The organism is Williamsia sp. SKLECPSW1, assembly GCF_054332755.1.
This window is the reverse complement of record NZ_JBTGLI010000003.1, coordinates 33,402-50,441: the sequence shown is the minus strand read 5'-3', so window position 1 is coordinate 50,441 and position 17,040 is coordinate 33,402. Positions and strand designations below refer to the sequence as shown.

At 68.5% G+C, this 17,040-nt stretch carries 15 protein-coding genes; 12 read left to right on the top strand and 3 right to left on the bottom strand.

What is annotated here, in order from left to right:
• The first annotated feature begins 83 nt into the window (after window positions 1-83).
• The 6 genes from ACXVUM_RS19605 to polA all read left to right on the top strand — a co-directional run bounded on the left by ACXVUM_RS19605 (window position 84) and on the right by polA (window position 8,199).
• On the top strand, window positions 84-1,307 hold the full coding sequence (locus ACXVUM_RS19605) for a branched-chain amino acid ABC transporter substrate-binding protein (RefSeq protein WP_458523614.1): 1,224 nt from the start codon (window positions 84-86) through the stop codon (window positions 1,305-1,307).
• A gap of 101 nt (window positions 1,308-1,408) precedes the next feature.
• Window positions 1,409-2,443, top strand: a complete 1,035-nt coding sequence (locus ACXVUM_RS19600; RefSeq protein ID WP_458523613.1) for a branched-chain amino acid ABC transporter permease — start codon at window positions 1,409-1,411, stop codon at window positions 2,441-2,443.
• The gene (locus ACXVUM_RS19595; protein WP_458523612.1) at window positions 2,440-3,657 is read left to right on the top strand and encodes a branched-chain amino acid ABC transporter permease; all 1,218 of its coding nucleotides are present in this window, start codon (window positions 2,440-2,442) and stop codon (window positions 3,655-3,657) included. Before ACXVUM_RS19600 ends, ACXVUM_RS19595 begins: the two co-directional genes overlap by 4 nt.
• A 65-nt stretch (window positions 3,658-3,722) precedes the next feature.
• Window positions 3,723-4,640 carry an ABC transporter ATP-binding protein gene (locus ACXVUM_RS19590; RefSeq protein WP_458523781.1) on the top strand — a complete coding sequence of 306 codons (918 nt, stop codon included), beginning with the start codon at window positions 3,723-3,725 and terminating at the stop codon, window positions 4,638-4,640.
• Complete coding sequence (locus ACXVUM_RS19585; RefSeq protein WP_458523611.1) at window positions 4,633-5,379, top strand: ABC transporter ATP-binding protein; 747 nt, start codon at window positions 4,633-4,635, stop codon at window positions 5,377-5,379. Before ACXVUM_RS19590 ends, ACXVUM_RS19585 begins: the two co-directional genes overlap by 8 nt.
• Window positions 5,380-5,442: 63 nt before the next feature.
• Entirely contained in the window at window positions 5,443-8,199 is a 2,757-nt protein-coding gene (polA, locus tag ACXVUM_RS19580; protein ID WP_458523610.1) for a DNA polymerase I, read from the top strand.
• A gap of 18 nt (window positions 8,200-8,217) precedes the next feature.
• On the opposite strand, the gene ACXVUM_RS19575 is transcribed toward polA, so the two are convergent.
• Complete coding sequence (locus ACXVUM_RS19575; protein WP_458523609.1) at window positions 8,218-8,745, bottom strand: 2'-5' RNA ligase family protein; 528 nt, start codon at window positions 8,743-8,745, stop codon at window positions 8,218-8,220.
• A 135-nt stretch (window positions 8,746-8,880) separates the two neighbouring features.
• Here ACXVUM_RS19575 and ACXVUM_RS19570 point away from each other — a divergent pair, with 135 nt between their 5' ends.
• The 3 genes from ACXVUM_RS19570 to ACXVUM_RS19560 are packed head-to-tail and all read left to right on the top strand — an operon-like array spanning window position 8,881 to window position 11,505.
• Window positions 8,881-9,783: an ABC transporter substrate-binding protein gene (locus ACXVUM_RS19570; RefSeq protein ID WP_458523608.1), complete on the top strand. Its 903-nt coding sequence runs from the start codon at window positions 8,881-8,883 to the stop codon at window positions 9,781-9,783.
• Between the two features lie 4 nt (window positions 9,784-9,787).
• A complete protein-coding gene (locus tag ACXVUM_RS19565; protein ID WP_458523607.1) occupies window positions 9,788-10,744 on the top strand; it encodes an amino acid ABC transporter permease in 957 nt (318 codons plus the stop codon).
• Between the two features lie 8 nt (window positions 10,745-10,752).
• Complete coding sequence (locus ACXVUM_RS19560; protein ID WP_458523780.1) at window positions 10,753-11,505, top strand: amino acid ABC transporter ATP-binding protein; 753 nt, start codon at window positions 10,753-10,755, stop codon at window positions 11,503-11,505.
• 6 nt (window positions 11,506-11,511) lie between these two features.
• Here ACXVUM_RS19560 and ACXVUM_RS19555 read toward each other — a convergent pair whose 3' ends face one another.
• Window positions 11,512-12,327 carry a class I SAM-dependent methyltransferase gene (locus ACXVUM_RS19555; RefSeq protein ID WP_458523606.1) on the bottom strand — a complete coding sequence of 272 codons (816 nt, stop codon included), beginning with the start codon at window positions 12,325-12,327 and terminating at the stop codon, window positions 11,512-11,514.
• Between the two features lie 218 nt (window positions 12,328-12,545).
• Between ACXVUM_RS19555 and rpsA the strand changes: the two genes are divergently transcribed.
• The 3 genes from rpsA to coaE all read left to right on the top strand — a co-directional run bounded on the left by rpsA (window position 12,546) and on the right by coaE (window position 16,479).
• Window positions 12,546-14,024, top strand: coding sequence for a 30S ribosomal protein S1 (rpsA, locus tag ACXVUM_RS19550; RefSeq protein WP_458523605.1), 1,479 nt, complete (start codon window positions 12,546-12,548; stop codon window positions 14,022-14,024).
• 257 nt (window positions 14,025-14,281) lie between these two features.
• The gene (locus tag ACXVUM_RS19545) at window positions 14,282-15,523 is read left to right on the top strand and encodes an MCE family protein (protein ID WP_458523779.1); all 1,242 of its coding nucleotides are present in this window, start codon (window positions 14,282-14,284) and stop codon (window positions 15,521-15,523) included.
• A gap of 47 nt (window positions 15,524-15,570) precedes the next feature.
• Entirely contained in the window at window positions 15,571-16,479 is a 909-nt protein-coding gene (coaE, locus tag ACXVUM_RS19540; RefSeq protein WP_458523604.1) for a dephospho-CoA kinase, read from the top strand.
• An 8-nt stretch (window positions 16,480-16,487) separates the two neighbouring features.
• Here the strand turns inward: coaE and ACXVUM_RS19535 are convergent, their stop codons facing one another.
• Complete coding sequence (locus ACXVUM_RS19535; protein WP_458523603.1) at window positions 16,488-17,006, bottom strand: DUF402 domain-containing protein; 519 nt, start codon at window positions 17,004-17,006, stop codon at window positions 16,488-16,490.
• Window positions 17,007-17,040 lie beyond the last annotated feature (34 nt).

Genomic DNA, 17,040 nt, shown 5'->3' with positions numbered 1-17,040 from the left:
GGCTAAGTTCTCCAATCAGCGTCGGCGGCAGTCGCCGACGATCCCGTGCGGTGACTCGTCGCCGCCGATCGGAGGATGGGTTGATGAATCGTCGGGTGACGGTGGGGGCGTTCGCGGTCGGGATGGCCGCGGTGCTGGCCGTGTCGGCTTGTGGCAGCAAGAGTTCGGGCGATTCGGGCGGTTCGTCCGCTTCGGCGGGGTCGTCGGCCCTCACCATCACGCCGATCGCGCAGATCGACACCGCAGGCAATGAGGTCCCCGCGGCGAACGCGTCGTCGGCGGTGCTGCCCGCCGGTGACGGCAAGGCCACCTGCCCGGCGTCGACGATCGCGATGGCCGGTGCACTGACCGGCGACAACGCCGCACTCGGGATCAACATCCGCGACGGCGCCCAGCTCGCCGTCGACCAGCACAACAAGGCCAACCCCGGGTGCCAGATCACCCTGAAGACCTTCGACACCGAGGGCGACCCGCAGAAGGCCAGCCAGGTCGCGCCGCAGATCACCAACGACCAGTCGATCGTCGGTCTGATCGGCCCCGCGTTCTCCGGTGAGACCAAGGCCACCGGTGGGGTGTTCAACCAGGCCGGTCTGGTCGCGACGACCGCCTCGGCCACCAACCCGGCGCTGGCGACCAACGGCTGGAAGACGTTCTTCCGCGGTCTGGCCAACGACGACGTGCAGGGGCCGGCGGTCGCGAAGTACATGACGGGCAAGCTGGGATTCAAGAAGGTCTGCGTCATCAAGGACGACAGCGAGTACGCCGCCGGCCTCGCGAAGGCGATCACCACCGGACTCGGCTCCGCGAACGACAGCTCCTGCAACGGCGACGTCAAGACGAAGGACCGTGACTTCTCGGCCATCATCACCAAGGTCACCGCGGCCAAGCCCGACGCGGTCTTCTACGCCGGCTACTACGCCGAGGCGGCCCCGCTGGTGCAGCAGATGAAGAACGCCGGCGTCGAGGCCACCTTCGTCTCCGGCGACGGTGTCAACGACCCGCAGTTCGTCTCGCAGGCCGGTTCGGCGGCCAAGGGCGCCGACCTGTCCTGCCCGTGCGGTCCCGCGCCGGATTCGTTCAAGTCGGCCTACAAGGCGGAGTTCAACCAGGATCCGGGCGTCTACTCGGTCGAGGCCTACGACCTCGCGACGATCCTGATGCGCGGCATCGGCGCCGGCAACACCACCCGTCCCAAGCTGCTCGAGTACGTGCGCAACTACGACGGCCAGGGTCTCGCCCGCACCTACAAGTGGACGTCGGACGGTGAGCTGACCAGCTCGCTCATCTGGATGTACGACGTCAAGTAGTCCACCACCGGTGATGCGCCCGGACCCCGGGTCCGGGCGCATCGTCGTGTGAACGGTTCCGCCGCGCGGTCTTCCGCTCGGCCGGGAGGGAAAGCACGCTGATGCACGCACTCGCCGACGGGATGGTCCTCGCCTCGACCGTCGACTTCGATCTCACGTCGCTCTACAACAGCTTCTGGACACTGACCGTCGAAGGTCTGACCTACGGCGCGATCTACGCCCTCGTCGCGGTCGGGTACACGCTCGTCTACGGCGTCCTGAAACTGATCAACTTCGCCCACTCCGAGGTCTTCATGGTGGGCATGTTCGGTCAGTACGTGGCGCTGTTGCTGCTGGGCTTCACGCCGTCGGGCAACGCGTACGCCGAGGGCACGGCGATGACGCTGATCTACCTGCTGATCGCCTGTCTCTTCGGCATGGCGGTGTCGGGTGTCACCGCGGTCGGTCTCGAGCGCGTCGCCTACCGGCCGCTCCGGCAGCGCGGGGCCAAACCGCTGACGTTCCTCATCACCGCGATCGGGATGTCGTTCGTGCTGCAGGAGTTCGTCCACTACGTCCTGCCGAAGTTCGGCGGTGACCCACCGCTGGGCGGGTCGACCGCGCAGCCCGGGATCCGCCTCGTCGAGCAGAAGAAGCTCTTCGAGATCTTCGACGCGTCGGTCTTCAACGTGACGCTCATCATCATCGGCAGTGCCCTGCTGCTCACCTTCCTCGCCGACGTCCTGATCAACCGGACCAAGCTGGGACGCGGGATCCGTTCGGTGGCACAGGATCCCGAGGCGGCGACCCTGATGGGTGTGTCGCGGGAGCGGGTGATCATGCTGACGTTCCTCATCGGCGGACTGCTCGCCGGCGCGGCCGCGCTGCTCTACACGCTGCGTGTGCCGACGGGCATCGTCTACAACGGCGGGTTCATCCTCGGAATCAAGGCGTTCTCCGCCGCCGTCCTCGGAGGCATCGGCAACATCCGCGGCGCGCTGCTCGGTGGCCTCCTCCTCGGGGTGATGGAGAACTACGGTTCGGTCGTGTTCGGCAACCAGTGGAAGGACGTGGTGGCGTTCGTGTTGCTGATCCTCGTGCTGATGATCCGGCCGACCGGCATCCTCGGCGAGAAGCTGACGAGGGCCCGCGTATGAGCGCCCCGACGACGACCGCGACCACACCCGTTGCCGGGCGTGGCCTCGGCGACCGGATCCGCGCCTGGTGGAACAACCTGCCGCGACCGCAGCAATGGGCCGTCGGGGTGCCGGCGGTGCTGATCATCGCGCTGCTCCCGGTCGTCAAGCCGCCCTTCATCAGCACCACGGCAGTCGATTTCGGCGGGATGATGGCGCAGTTCGCGATGATCGCGCTCATCGCGATCGGGCTCAACGTGGTCGTCGGACAGACCGGACTCCTCGACCTCGGGTACGTGGGCTTCTACGCCGTCGGTGCATACGTGGTCGCGATGTTCACCTCGCCGGCCAGCCCGGTGTGGAACTCCAGCGACCACGGCTTCTTCTCCGGTCCCTGGGCGTGGTTGGCGTGTGTGCCGTTGGCGATCGTGCTGACGGGCCTCACCGGTGTGGTCCTGGGTACCCCGACGCTGCGGTTGCGCGGCGACTATCTCGCCATCGTCACACTCGGTTTCGGCGAGATCGTGCGTCTGCTGGCCGACAACCTGACCGATGTCACCAACGGCGCGGCCGGTCTGCAGAACGTGCTCTTCCCGGAGATCGGGCGCTCGACTGAGAACCCCGACGGGGTGTTCTCCTCGGGCAACAACTCCGGTGCGCTGAACTACGGGGTGTGGTGGTTCTGGCTGGGTCTGGTGTTGGTGATCGCGGTCCTGTTCTTCGTCGGCAATCTCGAGCGCAGCCGCGTCGGCCGGTCCTGGATCGCGATCCGTGAGGACGAGGACGTCGCCGAGATCATGGGTGTGCCGACGTTCCGGTTCAAGTTGTGGGCGTTCGTGATCGGTGCCGGTATCGGCGGTCTCTCCGGTGCTCTCTACGCCGGACAGGTCCAGTACGTCGACCCGAAGGGGTTCACGGTCATCAACTCGATGCTGTTCCTGTGCGCCGTCGTCGTCGGCGGCCAGGGCAACAAGCTCGGCGTCATCGTCGGGGCGTTCATCATCGTGTACCTCCCGGCGCGGGTGCAGGGCATCGAGGTGGGCGGCCAGTCGCTCGGCGACTTCAAGTACCTGTTCTTCGGTGTCGCACTGGTGGCGCTGATGATCTTCCGGCCGCAGGGGATGTTCCCGGCGCGCGCGCGTCTGCTCACGTACGGCAGACAGGTCTACGCGGCGGTGCGCACGCCGATACGCGGGAAGTCGACGAACGACGCTGCCGCGGGGGTGGAGTCGTGACCGCCCGGCATGCGTCGGATCCCGACGACGCGGCCCGGCGGGCGGGTTCCACGCCGGAGGAGGAGATCCGGGCGGTCGAGGCCGACCCGGCGTCGACGACGGTGGTCGACCCGACCGCGGTCGACCCCGACCTCGCCGACCCGGGGTTCGTGGCCGACACGGTGGCACCGCACCGCGACATCGGTGCGAAGGTGGGTGAGCCGCTGCTGCAGGTGTCCGGGCTGACGGTCCGTTTCGGCGGCGTCACCGCCCTCGAGGACGTCAGCTTCACCATCGACCGCGGGGACATCTTCGGCCTGATCGGGCCGAACGGCGCGGGCAAGACCACCTGTTTCAACGCCATCACCGGCGTCTACGAGCCGTCGGCGGGATCGGTGACGTTCGACGGGCGGCCGCTGAAACGGGTGAAGCGCCACGAGATCACCCGTCGCGGCATCGCCCGCACCTTCCAGAACGTCCGGCTGTTCGGCGAGATGACCGCGCTGGAGAACGTCGTCGTGGGAACCGATGCGCGGCACCGCACCTCGGTGTTCGGCGCCGCTCTGCGGCTGCCCCGGCACCAGCGCGAGGAACGCGACGCCGTCGAGCGCGGCATGGCGTTGCTCGAGTTCGTCGGCATCGGGGCCCGCGCCGCGGAGAAGGCGCGCAACCTGCCGTACGGCGATCAGCGGCGCCTCGAGATCGCCCGCGCACTGGCGACCGAACCGAAGCTGCTCTGCCTCGACGAACCCGCCGCGGGGTTCAACCCCAGCGAGAAGGTCGCGCTGATGGAGCTCATCCAGAAGGTCCGCGACGACGGGTTCACCGTGCTGCTCATCGAGCACGACATGAAGCTGGTCATGGGCGTCACCGAACGCATCGTGGTGCTGGAGTTCGGTCGCAAGATCGCCGAGGGCACCCCGCAGCAGGTCCGCGACGACCCGCGCGTCGTCGCGGCCTATCTCGGTGTACCCGACGAGTCCGAGGAGCACGACCATGACTGAGCCGACCAGCGCCGATCCCGAGGTCGTCCTGCGCATCGAGGACATGTCGGTGCACTACGGCCGGATCCAGGCCATCCGCGGCCTGTCGTTGACCGTCCGGGCAGGGGAGCTGGTGTCGCTGCTGGGTGCGAACGGCGCCGGCAAGTCGACGACGATGCGCGGGCTCTCCGGTCTGCGGCCGCTCGCCTCCGGCCGCATCGAGTTCCTCGGCACCGACATCACCCGCATGCCGGCGCACAAACGGGTCGCGATGGGCGTCGTGCAGGTACCCGAGGGGCGTCGGATCTTCCCCGGCATGACCGTGGTCGAGAACCTCGACATGGGCTGCTACGGGCGGGGTTTCGACTCCAAGGCGGAGTACGCGGCGACCCGCGACCGGGTGTTCGAACTGTTCCCGCGGCTCGCCGAGCGTCGGTCGCAGCTCGGCGGGACGATGTCCGGTGGAGAACAGCAGATGCTGGCCATCGGTCGCGCCATGATGGCCCGGCCGACGCTGCTCCTGCTCGACGAACCGTCCATGGGTCTCGCGCCGATGGTGATCGCGCAGATCTTCGACATCATCGGTGAGATCAACGACGCGGGCACCACCATCCTGCTGGTGGAGCAGAACGCCCATCAGGCACTCAAGCGATGCGACCGCGGCTACGTCCTCGAGACCGGGGAGATCACCCGGTCGGGGACGGGTGCGGAGTTGCTGGCCGACGACTCGATCCGCAACGCCTACCTCGGCGTCGCCTGAGTCGCACGACCGAGTTGGTCCGGGCCCCCACAGGCTGTCGGGCACGCTCCCTAGACTCGGGGTGTGACTCCCGCCTCGACGTCCGCGACCCGCACCGGCCCCGCGAAGGGCTCGTCGTCCGCGAAGGGGTCCGCCCCGACCCTGATGCTGCTCGACGGGCACTCGCTGGCCTACCGCGCGTTCTTCGCGCTGCCCGCGGAGAACTTCAAGACCGCGTCCGGCCAGACGACCAACGCCGTCTACGGGTTCACGTCGATGCTGATCAACCTGCTCCGCGACGAGGAGCCCACCCACATCGCGGCCGCGTTCGACGTGTCCCGCAAGACGTTCCGTGCCGAGATGTTCTCCGACTACAAGGCCCAGCGGTCCAAGTCCCCGGACGAGTTCGCCGGCCAGGTCGACCTCACCAAGGACGTCCTGGCGGCGATGGGCATCCCGGTCCTCGCGATCGAGGGTTTCGAGGCCGACGACATCATCGCCACGCTCACCACGCAGGCCCGCGCGGCCGGTTTCCGCGTGCTCGCCGTCACCGGTGACCGTGACGCCCTGCAGCTCGTCGACGACCACACCACGGTCCTCTACCCCCGCAAGGGTGTCTCCGAGCTCACCCGGTTCACACCGGAGGAGGTCTCCACCAAATACGGCCTCACCCCCGCCCAATACCCCGACTACGCCGCGCTGCGCGGCGACCCGAGTGACAACCTCCCCGGCATCCCCGGGGTGGGGGAGAAGACGGCGGCGAAGTGGATCCGCGAGTACGGGTCGCTGGAGGCGCTCGTCCACGACGTCGACCAGGTGAAGGGCAAGGTGGGTGATGCGCTGCGCGAGAACCTGACGTCGGTGCTGATGAACCGTCGACTCACCGAACTCGTCCGCGACGTCGACCTGCCGCTGGCCCCCGAGGACCTCGCCCTCAAGCCGTGGGATCGCGACCGCATCCACCAACTCTTCGACGACCTCGAGTTCCGCGTGCTGCGTGACCGACTGTTCTCCACGCTGAGCTCCGTCGAACCCGAGGCCGAGTCCGGGTTCGACGTCAACGGCGAGATCCTCGCCGCGGGCACCGTGCGGGCATGGCTCGACGACCACGCCCGCACCGGCCGGACCGCGCTCGTCGTCATCGGACCCGCCCGCGTGTTCGGCAGCGACACCGAGGGGATCGCCCTGGGCGCCGAGGACGGGCAGGCGGCATTCCTCGACACCGCACTGCTCGACCCCGACGACGAGTCCGCACTCGTCGACTGGCTCGGCGACGGTTCCGTCGCGAAGGCAGTCCACGAGGCGAAGTGGGCGTTCCACGCGCTGCGCGGTCGGGGGTGGCCGCTGTCCGGTGTCACCAGCGACACGTCGCTGGCCGCCTACCTCGTGCGTCCGGGACAGCGCTCGTTCAACCTCGACGATCTCGCACTGCGCTACCTGCGTCGGGAACTGCGCTCCGACGACGCCCCCGACGACGGCCAGATGTCCCTGCTGGACGGCGAGGCCGAGGAGGCGCACGCCGCCGAACAGCACATGATCGCCGCGCAGGCCGTGCACGAGCTCGCCGCCGTCCTCGACGCCGAACTCGAGACGATCGACTCGCTGGCGCTCCTCACCGACATGGAGCTGCCCCTGCTCATGGTGCTCGCGGAGATCGAGGCGGCAGGCATCGCGGTGGACACCACGCACCTCGAGGCGCTGGGGCAGGGTTTCGCCGACCGCATCCGGACCGCGGCCGACGCCGCCTACGCGGTCATCGGGGAGCAGATCAACCTCGGGTCGCCGAAACAGCTGCAGACGGTCCTCTTCGACAAGCTGGAGATGCCGAAGACCAAACGCACCAAGACCGGCTACACCACCGACGCCGATGCTCTCGCCGGTCTGTACGAGAAGACCCAGCACCCGTTCCTCGAACACCTCCTGGAGCACCGCGACGCCACCCGGCTGAAGGTCACCGTCGACGGGTTGCTCAAGTCGGTGTCCGACGACGGTCGCATCCACACGACGTTCAACCAGACGATCGCCGCCACCGGTCGCCTGTCGTCGACCGAGCCGAACCTGCAGAACATCCCGGTCCGCACCGAGGCGGGCCGCGACATCCGCAAGGGCTTCGTGGTCGGCAGCAGTCCCTCGGGCGACGCCTACGACTGCCTGATGACCGCCGACTACAGCCAGATCGAGATGCGGATCATGGCGCACCTGTCGGAGGACGCGGGACTGATCGAGGCGTTCAACACCGGCGAGGACCTGCACAGCTTCGTGGGCTCCCGCGCATTCGGTGTCCCGATCGACGAGGTGACCGTGGACATGCGCCGTCGGGTCAAGGCCATGTCCTACGGGCTGGCGTACGGTCTCAGCGCGTTCGGGTTGGCCGCTCAGCTCAAGATCAGCACCTCCGAGGCCAAGGAGCAGATGGAGGCGTACTTCGCGCGCTTCGGCGGTGTCCGCGACTACCTGCACGAGACGGTCGAGGAGGCCCGACGCAACGAGTACACGTCGACGCTGTTCGGACGTCGGCGCTACCTGCCCGACCTCAACAGCGACAACCGTCAGCGCCGTGAGGTCGCCGAGCGCGCGGCGCTCAACGCGCCGATCCAGGGCACCGCGGCCGACATCATCAAGGTCGCGATGATCGACGTGCAGCGGGCACTGGCCGACACCGGGCTCACCTCACGGATGCTGCTGCAGGTGCACGACGAGCTCGTGTTCGAGGTCGCCGACGGAGAGCGTGAGGCCCTCGAGGACCTGGTGCGCGCGAAGATGGGCGGCGCGATCGAACTGTCGGTCCCACTGGACGTCTCGGTCGGCTACGGACGCTCCTGGGACGACGCCGCGCACTGATCGACCGTGCCGCACGGATCAGCCGCTCAGGTCGGTGACCGTGCGGAGGTCGGAGTCCCACCGGCGGAGACCGTCGAGGCGGACCCTGCCGTCGACGCGGTGGTCGGCGACCACCCGCAGCACGTCACCGAGCCGCTCGACGGGGACCCGACGGGCGACCGTCACATGGGCGGTCCAGCGCCCCGGCTCGCAGTGGTCGACGGGGTCGACCGCGACCTCGGACGCCGTCGCGGTCACCGTGGCGTGCACATCCAGCAGGTGCGCGGTGGGCACGACGCACAGCGCGACGGTCGCCGACCGTCCGACGAACACGACCGGCGCACCCAGTTCGACCGTCACGGGCAGGAGCCGGACCGCCTGGACCCGCAGTGCCGCGTCGGCGTCGTCGGAGATCGACCGCGCCGCGACGACGGTGACGTGCGGACGGTTGGACTCGGCGGTCACGGCCGCCTGACTCGGCAGGTCGGCGTCCAGGAGGGCCTCCCAGACACCCCGTATGCGCCGTTCGGTGTCCCGGTCGGGGAGGAGTTCGACGGAATGTGCCATGGGGACAGTCTGATCGGCGGCTGATCCGACCCGGGTTAATTGGCGGTTACCGCAGCGCTGCCGGGCGTTCATGTCGTCTACTGTCACTCCGAGGCGACGACACGCCGTGTCGCCAGTACCCGAGGGGATCAATCAGTGCGATCGACACGTTTCGCGACCACCGTCGCCGCCGCGGCAGTCGTCCTGCTCGCGGCCGCGGGCTGCACGAACAGCGAGGGCGGCGGCTCCGGCGCCGCCCCGTCGTCCGGTGCACCCACATCCGTGGCGAAGAACGACGCGCTCGCCGCGCAACTGCCCGAGAAGATCAAGAACGCCGGCGTGATCGTCGTCGGCGTCAACGTCCCCTACGCGCCCAACGAGTTCAAGGACTCCAGCGGCAAGATCGTCGGCTTCGACGTCGACCTCGTGAACGCGATCGCCGCGACGCTCGGTGTGCGAGCCGAGTACAAGGAGTCCGACTTCGCGAAGATCATCCCGGCGGTCCAGCAGGGGACCTACGACATGGGGATGTCGTCGTTCACCGACTCCAAGGAGCGTCAGCAGCAGGTCGATTTCGTCGACTACTTCAGCGCCGGCGTGCAGTGGGCGCAGCAGACGGGCAAGAACGTCGACCCGAACAACGCGTGCGGGCTTCGGGTCGCCGTCCAGTCCGACACCGTCGAGGACACCGACGACATCCCGGCCAAGAGCGAGGCGTGCACCAAGGCGGGCAAGCCGGCCATCATCAAGCAGAAATACGACAGCCAGGCCGACGCGACCAACGCCCTCGTCCTCGGCCGCGTCGACGCGATGTCGGCCGACTCGCCGGTGACGGCGTACGCGATCAAGCAGTCCGGCGGCAAGATCGAGAAGGCCGGGACCATCTTCGACGCGGCCCCGTACGGCTACCCCGTCGAGAAGGGTTCGCCGCTGGGCCCGGTGTTGCAGAAGGCCGTCCAGGCGCTCATCGACGACGGCACGTACCGGGCGATCGCCGGTTCGTGGGGTGTGCAGGAAGGCGCCATCACGAAGTCCGTGATCAACGGCGCGACCAGCTGACCCGGTGACCTCCACCGGTGGTGGCGGTGATCCGGCGGGCGGCCCGTCGGATCCCGCCCCGATCAAGGCCATCCCCGTCCGGCGGCCGGGCCAGTGGGTGGCGGCGGTCGTCGTCGCGGTGCTCGTCGTGCTGTTCGTCTACGGCGCGGCGACCAACCCCGCCTACGGCTGGTCGACGTACGGGAAGTACCTGTTCGACACGCGGATCCTGTCGGGCGTCGGTTACACGCTGGCGTTGACGGTGCTGTCGATGGTGATCGGCGTCGTCCTCGGCGCGTTGCTCGCGGTGATGCGTCTGACGCCGAACCCGGTGTTGCGCACGGTCAGTTGGGTCTACCTGTGGATCTTCCGCGGTACGCCGGTCTACGTGCAGCTGGTGTTCTGGGGTCTGTTCCCGTCGATCTACAAGACCATCAAGCTGGGGATCCCGTTCTCGACGACGTTCGCCGAGTTCGACATCCAGGATCTCAACGCCGCGTTCACCTTCGCCGTCATCGGTCTGGCGCTCAACGAGTCGGCGTACATGGCCGAGATCGTCCGGGCCGGCATCCTGTCGGTCGGGGAGGGACAGACCGAGGCGTCGAAGGCGCTCGGCATGTCGTGGGCGCAGACCATGTGGCGGACGGTGCTGCCACAGGCGATGCGGGTGATCATCCCGCCGACGGGCAACGAGGTCATCAGCATGCTGAAGACCACCACCCTGGTCACCGCCGTGCCGTTCAGCCTCGAGCTCTACGGCCGCGCATCGGACATCTCGGGTGTGAACTTCCAACCGATCCCGCTGCTGCTGGTCGCGTCGACCTGGTACCTCGTGGTCACCAGCATCCTCATGGTCGGGCAGTTCTACCTCGAGCGGTACTACGCGCGCGGTGCCACAAGGGCGCTCACCGGGCGGCAGCTCGCGGCGATGGAGGCCATGACCGGTCAACGAGACGGCAGCGCAGGGGCGGGGGGATCGTGACGACACCGATGGTGCGGGCCGAGCAGGTGTGCAAGGACTTCGGGTCGATGCGGGTGCTCACCGGGGTCTCGCTGGAGGTGAAGCGGGGCGAGGTGCTGTGCGTGATCGGACCGTCGGGGTCGGGCAAGTCGACGTTCCTGCGGTGCATCAACCACCTCGAGTCGGTCACCGCGGGCCGTCTCTACGTCGACGACGAGCTGATCGGGTACCGCGAGTCGAACGGGAAGCTCTACGAGCTGAGCGAGAAGCAGGCGGCGAAGCAGCGTCGGGACATCGGCATGGTGTTCCAGCACTTCAACCTCTTCGGTCACCGCACGGCGTTGGAGAACATCGTCGAGGCACCGATCCGGGTGAAGGGTCGCGACCGCACCGCGGCCGTCGCCCGGGCGCGGGACCTGCTGGAGCAGGTGGGCCTCGCCGACAAGGCCGACGCGTACCCGGCGCAGCTGTCCGGTGGCCAGCAGCAGCGTGTCGCGATCGCACGGGCCCTGGCGATGGACCCGAAGTTGATGCTGTTCGACGAGCCGACGTCCGCGCTCGACCCCGAACTCGTCGGTGACGTCCTCGAGGTGATGCGCAACCTGGCCTCGGAGGGGATGACGATGGTCGTCGTCACCCACGAGATGGGCTTCGCGCGCGAGGTCGCCGATCACCTGGTCTTCATGGACGGTGGTCGGATCGTCGAGAGCGGGGTCCCGGAGCAGGTGCTGTCGTCACCGCGCGAGGAGCGCACGAAGACCTTCCTCTCCCGCCTGCTCTGATCGGCGTCAGCGGGGCAGATGGGTCACGAAGATCGCGGTGCCGGGGAAGTACTGGCCGCGCAGCGGGCTCCACTGGCCCCACTCCTGCTCCAACCACTCCGGCCACTCGGGCTCGACGATGTCGTCGAGGACCAGCCCGGCGGCGCGGATCTCGCGGACGCGGTCACCGATGGTGCGGTGGTGTTCGACGTAGGCGATCCGCCCGTCGTCGTCGACCTCGACGTAGGGCGTGCGGTCGAAGTAGGGGATCGCCGCGGTGAGGCCGCGCGGACCGGGGTCGTCGGGGAAGATCCAGCGCACCGGGTGGTTGACGGCGAACACCCAGCGGCCGCCGGGACGCAGCACGCGCGCGGCCTCGGCCATGACGCGGGCCGAGTCGGCCACGAACGGGACGGCCCCGAACGCGGAGCAGACGATGTCGAAGGAGTCCCGGGCGAACGGCAGGTGCTCGGCTCCCGCCTGCACGAGGGCGGGGACGTGCGGCGACGACCCCGCCGCGATCGCCCGTCGCCCACGGGCGAGCATCGCCGCCGAGACGTCGAGACCGACGACACGTGCGCCGTGGGTGGCGAGCCAGCGTGCACACGGTGCCGACCCGCAGCCCACCTCGAGGACGTCACGACCGGCCACCTCGCCGAGCAGCCCCGCGTCGCCCTCGTGCAGGCCCTCCGGGCACCACACGAACTCGCCGCCGGGGGAGCCGACGCCGAGGAACTCCCCGTGCTCGTCGTCGTAGGAGCCGGCGTCGGAATCCCACCAACGGCGGCTGGCGTCCTCACTCGCCGAGGAGTCGGGGGAGACTCCCCGTGCAGGTCTGGTCAACGGCCCTCTCACCCCTGTTTGCCCAGCGTCAGGGCCCTGGCGTAGCCTCGCACTCGCGCATGCCCAATGCACGCGTGGGTGGTCATGCCCTCGTCCGATCGGTCCGTCGGGACCGACACGGCGGGTCGGCGGCGGAACAAATAAGCCCGTCAGTCCGGTTGCATCGACCGTCCGAGATCCACAGAACCTACTACCACCTGTCCGGAGCAACCCACCACATGCCGTCCTCCACCATCGCCTCGCCGCAAGTTGCCGTCAACGACATCGGCACTGCCGAGGACTTCCTCGCCGCCATCGACTCCACGATCAAGTACTTCAACGACGGCGACATCGTCGAGGGAACCATCGTCAAGGTCGATCGCGACGAGGTCCTGCTCGACATCGGGTACAAGACGGAGGGCGTCATCCCCTCCCGTGAACTGTCCATCAAGCACGACGTCGACCCCAACGAGGTCGTCGAGGTCGGCGACGCGGTGGAAGCACTCGTCCTCACCAAGGAGGACAAAGAGGGTCGCCTGATCCTGTCCAAGAAGCGCGCACAGTACGAGCGCGCCTGGGGCACGATCGAGGAGCTCAAGGAGAAGGACGAGGCCGTCAAGGGCACCGTCATCGAGGTCGTCAAGGGCGGCCTGATCCTCGACATCGGGCTGCGCGGCTTCCTGCCCGCCTCGCTCGTCGAGATGCGTCGCGTGCGCGATCTGCAGCCGTACATCGGCAAGGAGATCGAGGCGAAGATCATCGAGCTCGACAAGAACCGCAACAACGTGGTCCTGTCGCGTCGCGCCTGGCTCGAGCAGACCCAGTCCGAGGTCCGCAGCGAGTTCCTGCACCAGCTGGCCAAGGGGCAGGTCCGCAAGGGCGTCGTGTCCTCGATCGTCAACTTCGGTGCCTTCGTCGACCTCGGTGGGGTCGACGGTCTGGTGCACGTCTCCGAGCTGTCGTGGAAGCACATCGACCACCCGTCGGAGGTCGTGGCCGTCGGTGACGAGGTCACCGTCGAGGTGCTCGACGTCGACCTGGACCGCGAGCGTGTCTCCCTGTCGCTCAAGGCGACCCAGGAGGACCCGTGGCGTCAGTTCGCCCGCACCCACGCGATCGGTCAGATCGTCCCGGGCAAGGTCACCAAGCTGGTGCCGTTCGGTGCGTTCGTCCGTGTCGAGGAGGGCATCGAGGGCCTCGTGCACATCTCGGAGCTGGCCGAGCGTCACGTCGAGGTGCCGGACCAGGTGGTCTCGGTCAACGACGACGCGATGGTCAAGGTCATCGACATCGACCTCGAGCGTCGTCGGATCTCGCTGAGCCTCAAGCAGGCCAACGAGGACTACACCGAGGAGTTCGACCCGTCGAAGTACGGCATGGCCGACAGCTACGACGAGCAGGGCAACTACATCTTCCCGGAGGGCTTCGACCCCGAGACCAACGAATGGCTCGAGGGCTTCGAGAAGCAGCGTGAGGCATGGGAGGCCCGGTACGCCGAGGCCGAGCGTCGTCACAAGCTGCACACCGCCCAGATCGAGAAGTTCGCCAAGGCGGCGGAGGAGGCGGCCAACGCCCCCACCGACTACTCCTCGGAGTCGACGACCGCCACCGGTGGCCCGGCGACGACGACCACCTCGACGAGCGCCCCGCGCGGCGGTTCGCTGGCGAGCGACGAGCAGCTCGCCGCTCTGCGAGAGAAGCTGTCCGGCAACGCCTGACACCCGCTCCGCGTACGACGACGGCGCCTCGACCCGCACGGGTCGAGGCGCCGTTCTCGTGATGTGGGACACACCCGCCGGTTGCTGTGATCGAGTCGTCGCCCGACATCCCGCCGCCGCGGCCGTGTGACCTTGCCACTGGATGTTGTCACCTGAGAGTGTTCTGAGAGTCGGCGTGACGCGCCGATTCGTCACCGAGGACGAACGTCTCGCGGGCTCGACGACACTCTCCGCTCGACAGGACGACCGCCGTGAACATGGTCTCGCGACTGCAGATCTGGCAGTTGGTGGGAATCCTGGTGGTGGCGGTGGTCTTCGGATCGATCGTCGGGATCCGCTACGTCAAACTCGATCACCTCGTCGGCGCCGGTCTGTACACCGTGCACGCCGACTTCGTCGATTCCGGCGGGATCTTCACCAACGCCGAGGTCACCTACCAGGGTGTGCCCGTCGGGCGCGTCGGTGCACTGCGTCTCCGGCCCGACGGCGTCCGCGTCGACCTCGCTCTGGACACCGGCGGCCCGGACATCCCGGCGTCCGCGCAGGCGGTGGTGGCGAACCGGTCGGCGATCGGTGAGCAGTACGTCGACCTGCGTCCGTCGACGGTCGGTGGGCCGTACCTGAAGGACGGGTCGGTCATCACCAACACCTCGATCCCGGTGCCGGTGCAGGACGTCGTGTCGTCTGCGGTCGATCTCAGCGAGTCGGTGCCGCTGGACGACCTGCACACGGTGGTCACCGAGCTGGGCAAGGCGTTCGACGGCAACGGGGAGAACCTGCGGTCGTTGATCGACTCGCTGGCAAATCTGTCGAAGTCCGGCAACGACAATCTGCCGCAGACGATCTCGCTGATCCGCAACTCCGACACCGTGCTGAGCACGCAGGCCGCCCAGTCCGACGAGATCCTGAACTGGTCGAAGAGTCTCACCCTGGTCACCGCACAACTGGCCTCGAGTGACCCGGACATCCGTCGGCTCCTGACGACGGGGCAGACCTCGGCCTCACAGCTGTCGGCGCTGCTCGAACGCAGCGGCGGCGACATCACGACCGCGCTGCGCGATCTCGGCAAGGACGTCCGGAACGTCAGCGGCAGCTTCTACGGCGTGTCACCGCTCCTGTCGATGTTGCCCGCGCTCTCGACCGGCGCCTACTCGACGGCTCCGGGTGACGGCACCATCCACTTCGGCGCCACGCTCGAGACCAACAACCCGCCGTCGTGCACGCTCGGCTACGAGAAGACGCGGCAGATCATCGCCGAGGAGAAACGCAAGAACCCGGACTTCGACGTGAACTACGACGACTTCCCGTTCAACACCGACGCGCGGTGTGCGGTGGCGCAGGGCAACCCGACCGACGTGCGTGGCGCCCAGAACGCCGTCTACGCCGACCCCGATGTCACGCAGCCCTGGGACGACAACCCCAAGAAGGATCCCGACAAGCTGAACCTGAACCCCATCGCGACCCAGCTGTCGTATCTGCTCGGCGTGTCCCCGCGCTGATCCGCGCGGTCGACCGATCCGCACCCGTCGTCTGACAGACTGGCCGGGTGATCAGAGTGGGGCTCACCGGCGGCATCGGAGCCGGGAAATCGACGGTGGCCAGGGCGTTCTCGGACCGCGGGGCATACCTCGTCGACGCCGACGTCATCGCCCGCGAGGTCGTCGCCCCGGGGAGCGACGGCCTTGCCGAGTTGGTCGCGGAGTTCGGCGACGACATCCTCGACCCCGACGGTGCACTCGATCGTGCGGCGCTCGCCGCGCGGGCCTTCGTCGACGACGAGAGCCGCGCGCGGCTCAACGCGATCACGCACCCGAGGGTGGGTGCGCGCACCTGGGAGCTGCTGCAGGCCGCACCCGACGACGCCGTGGTCGTCCAGGACATCCCGCTGCTCGTCGAGGCCGGGTACGCCCCCATGTTCCATCTCGTCGTCATCGTGTGGGCCGACGAGCAGACGCGTCTGCGGCGACTGACCGAGCAGCGGGGGATGGGGGCCGAGGACGCGGCCGCCCGGATCCGGGCCCAGGCCGACGACGACCAGCGACGAGCCGTGGCCGACGTCTGGCTCGACAACTCCGGTGCACCCGAGGCGCTCGCCGCCGCCGCGGCGCAGCTCTGGGACGACCGACTCGTGCCCTACGAGGCGAACGTGCGGTCGCGGACGGCTGCCGTCCCGGTCGGGCCCACCGCGCCGGCCGATCTCGATGCCGTGTCGGTGCGGGTGGAGAACAGACTGCGGGCGGTCGCGGGTGACCGCGCGAGAGCGGTGACCCGGGACGGATCCGGCGACGACGTCACGATCGACGTGACCGTCGCCGATGCTGCGGCGGCCCAGGCGCTCGTCGAGCCGCTCGCCGAGGCGGGCTTCCCGCTCACCGAGACCGGCGACGGACGACAGGTCCACGGATCGGCCGATCCCGGACGTCCGGCCACGGTGGTCGTGGCACCGGAGAGCTGACTGCCGGCTCACCCGTCCTTCCAGGAGAGGGGGCACCCCTTCCCGGCGAACCACCGCTCGAGGTCGTGGTCGGTCGCTGCGACCCCCGCGAGGGTCGAGGCGGCGATCTCGACGGCGGCGGTCGCGTCGGCCAGGTCGAGCAGACCCGTGCGGTGCGCGTCGAGCAGTTCGTCCACGTCGAGGAGTTCCAGCGGTCGTCCGGGGTGGTCGACGAGATCGAGGTACCAGTCCACCGAATGCCACCTCCCCTGGTCGTCGGGGCCGACGAACCGTCCCACGTCGAGGTAGAGACGCTGGTCGGACCGGTGGTCGTCGCGGAAGTGGAAGATGCTGGCCCGGAGTCCGAGCGCGGGCATCAACCACGACTCGAGGTGGTGGAACCGCGGGTGGTCGGCCGTGCGGGACATGTACAGACCGAACGAGGTGGCCCGGTACACCGCCACCGGCCGCACGACACCCTTGTTGTCGGTGTTGGTCCCCGCCGGGACGTCGAACACCTCCCGCTTCGGGGGATGGGCCAGGGTCATCGGCGGATGCTAACGCCCGAGGCGGACATCCGCT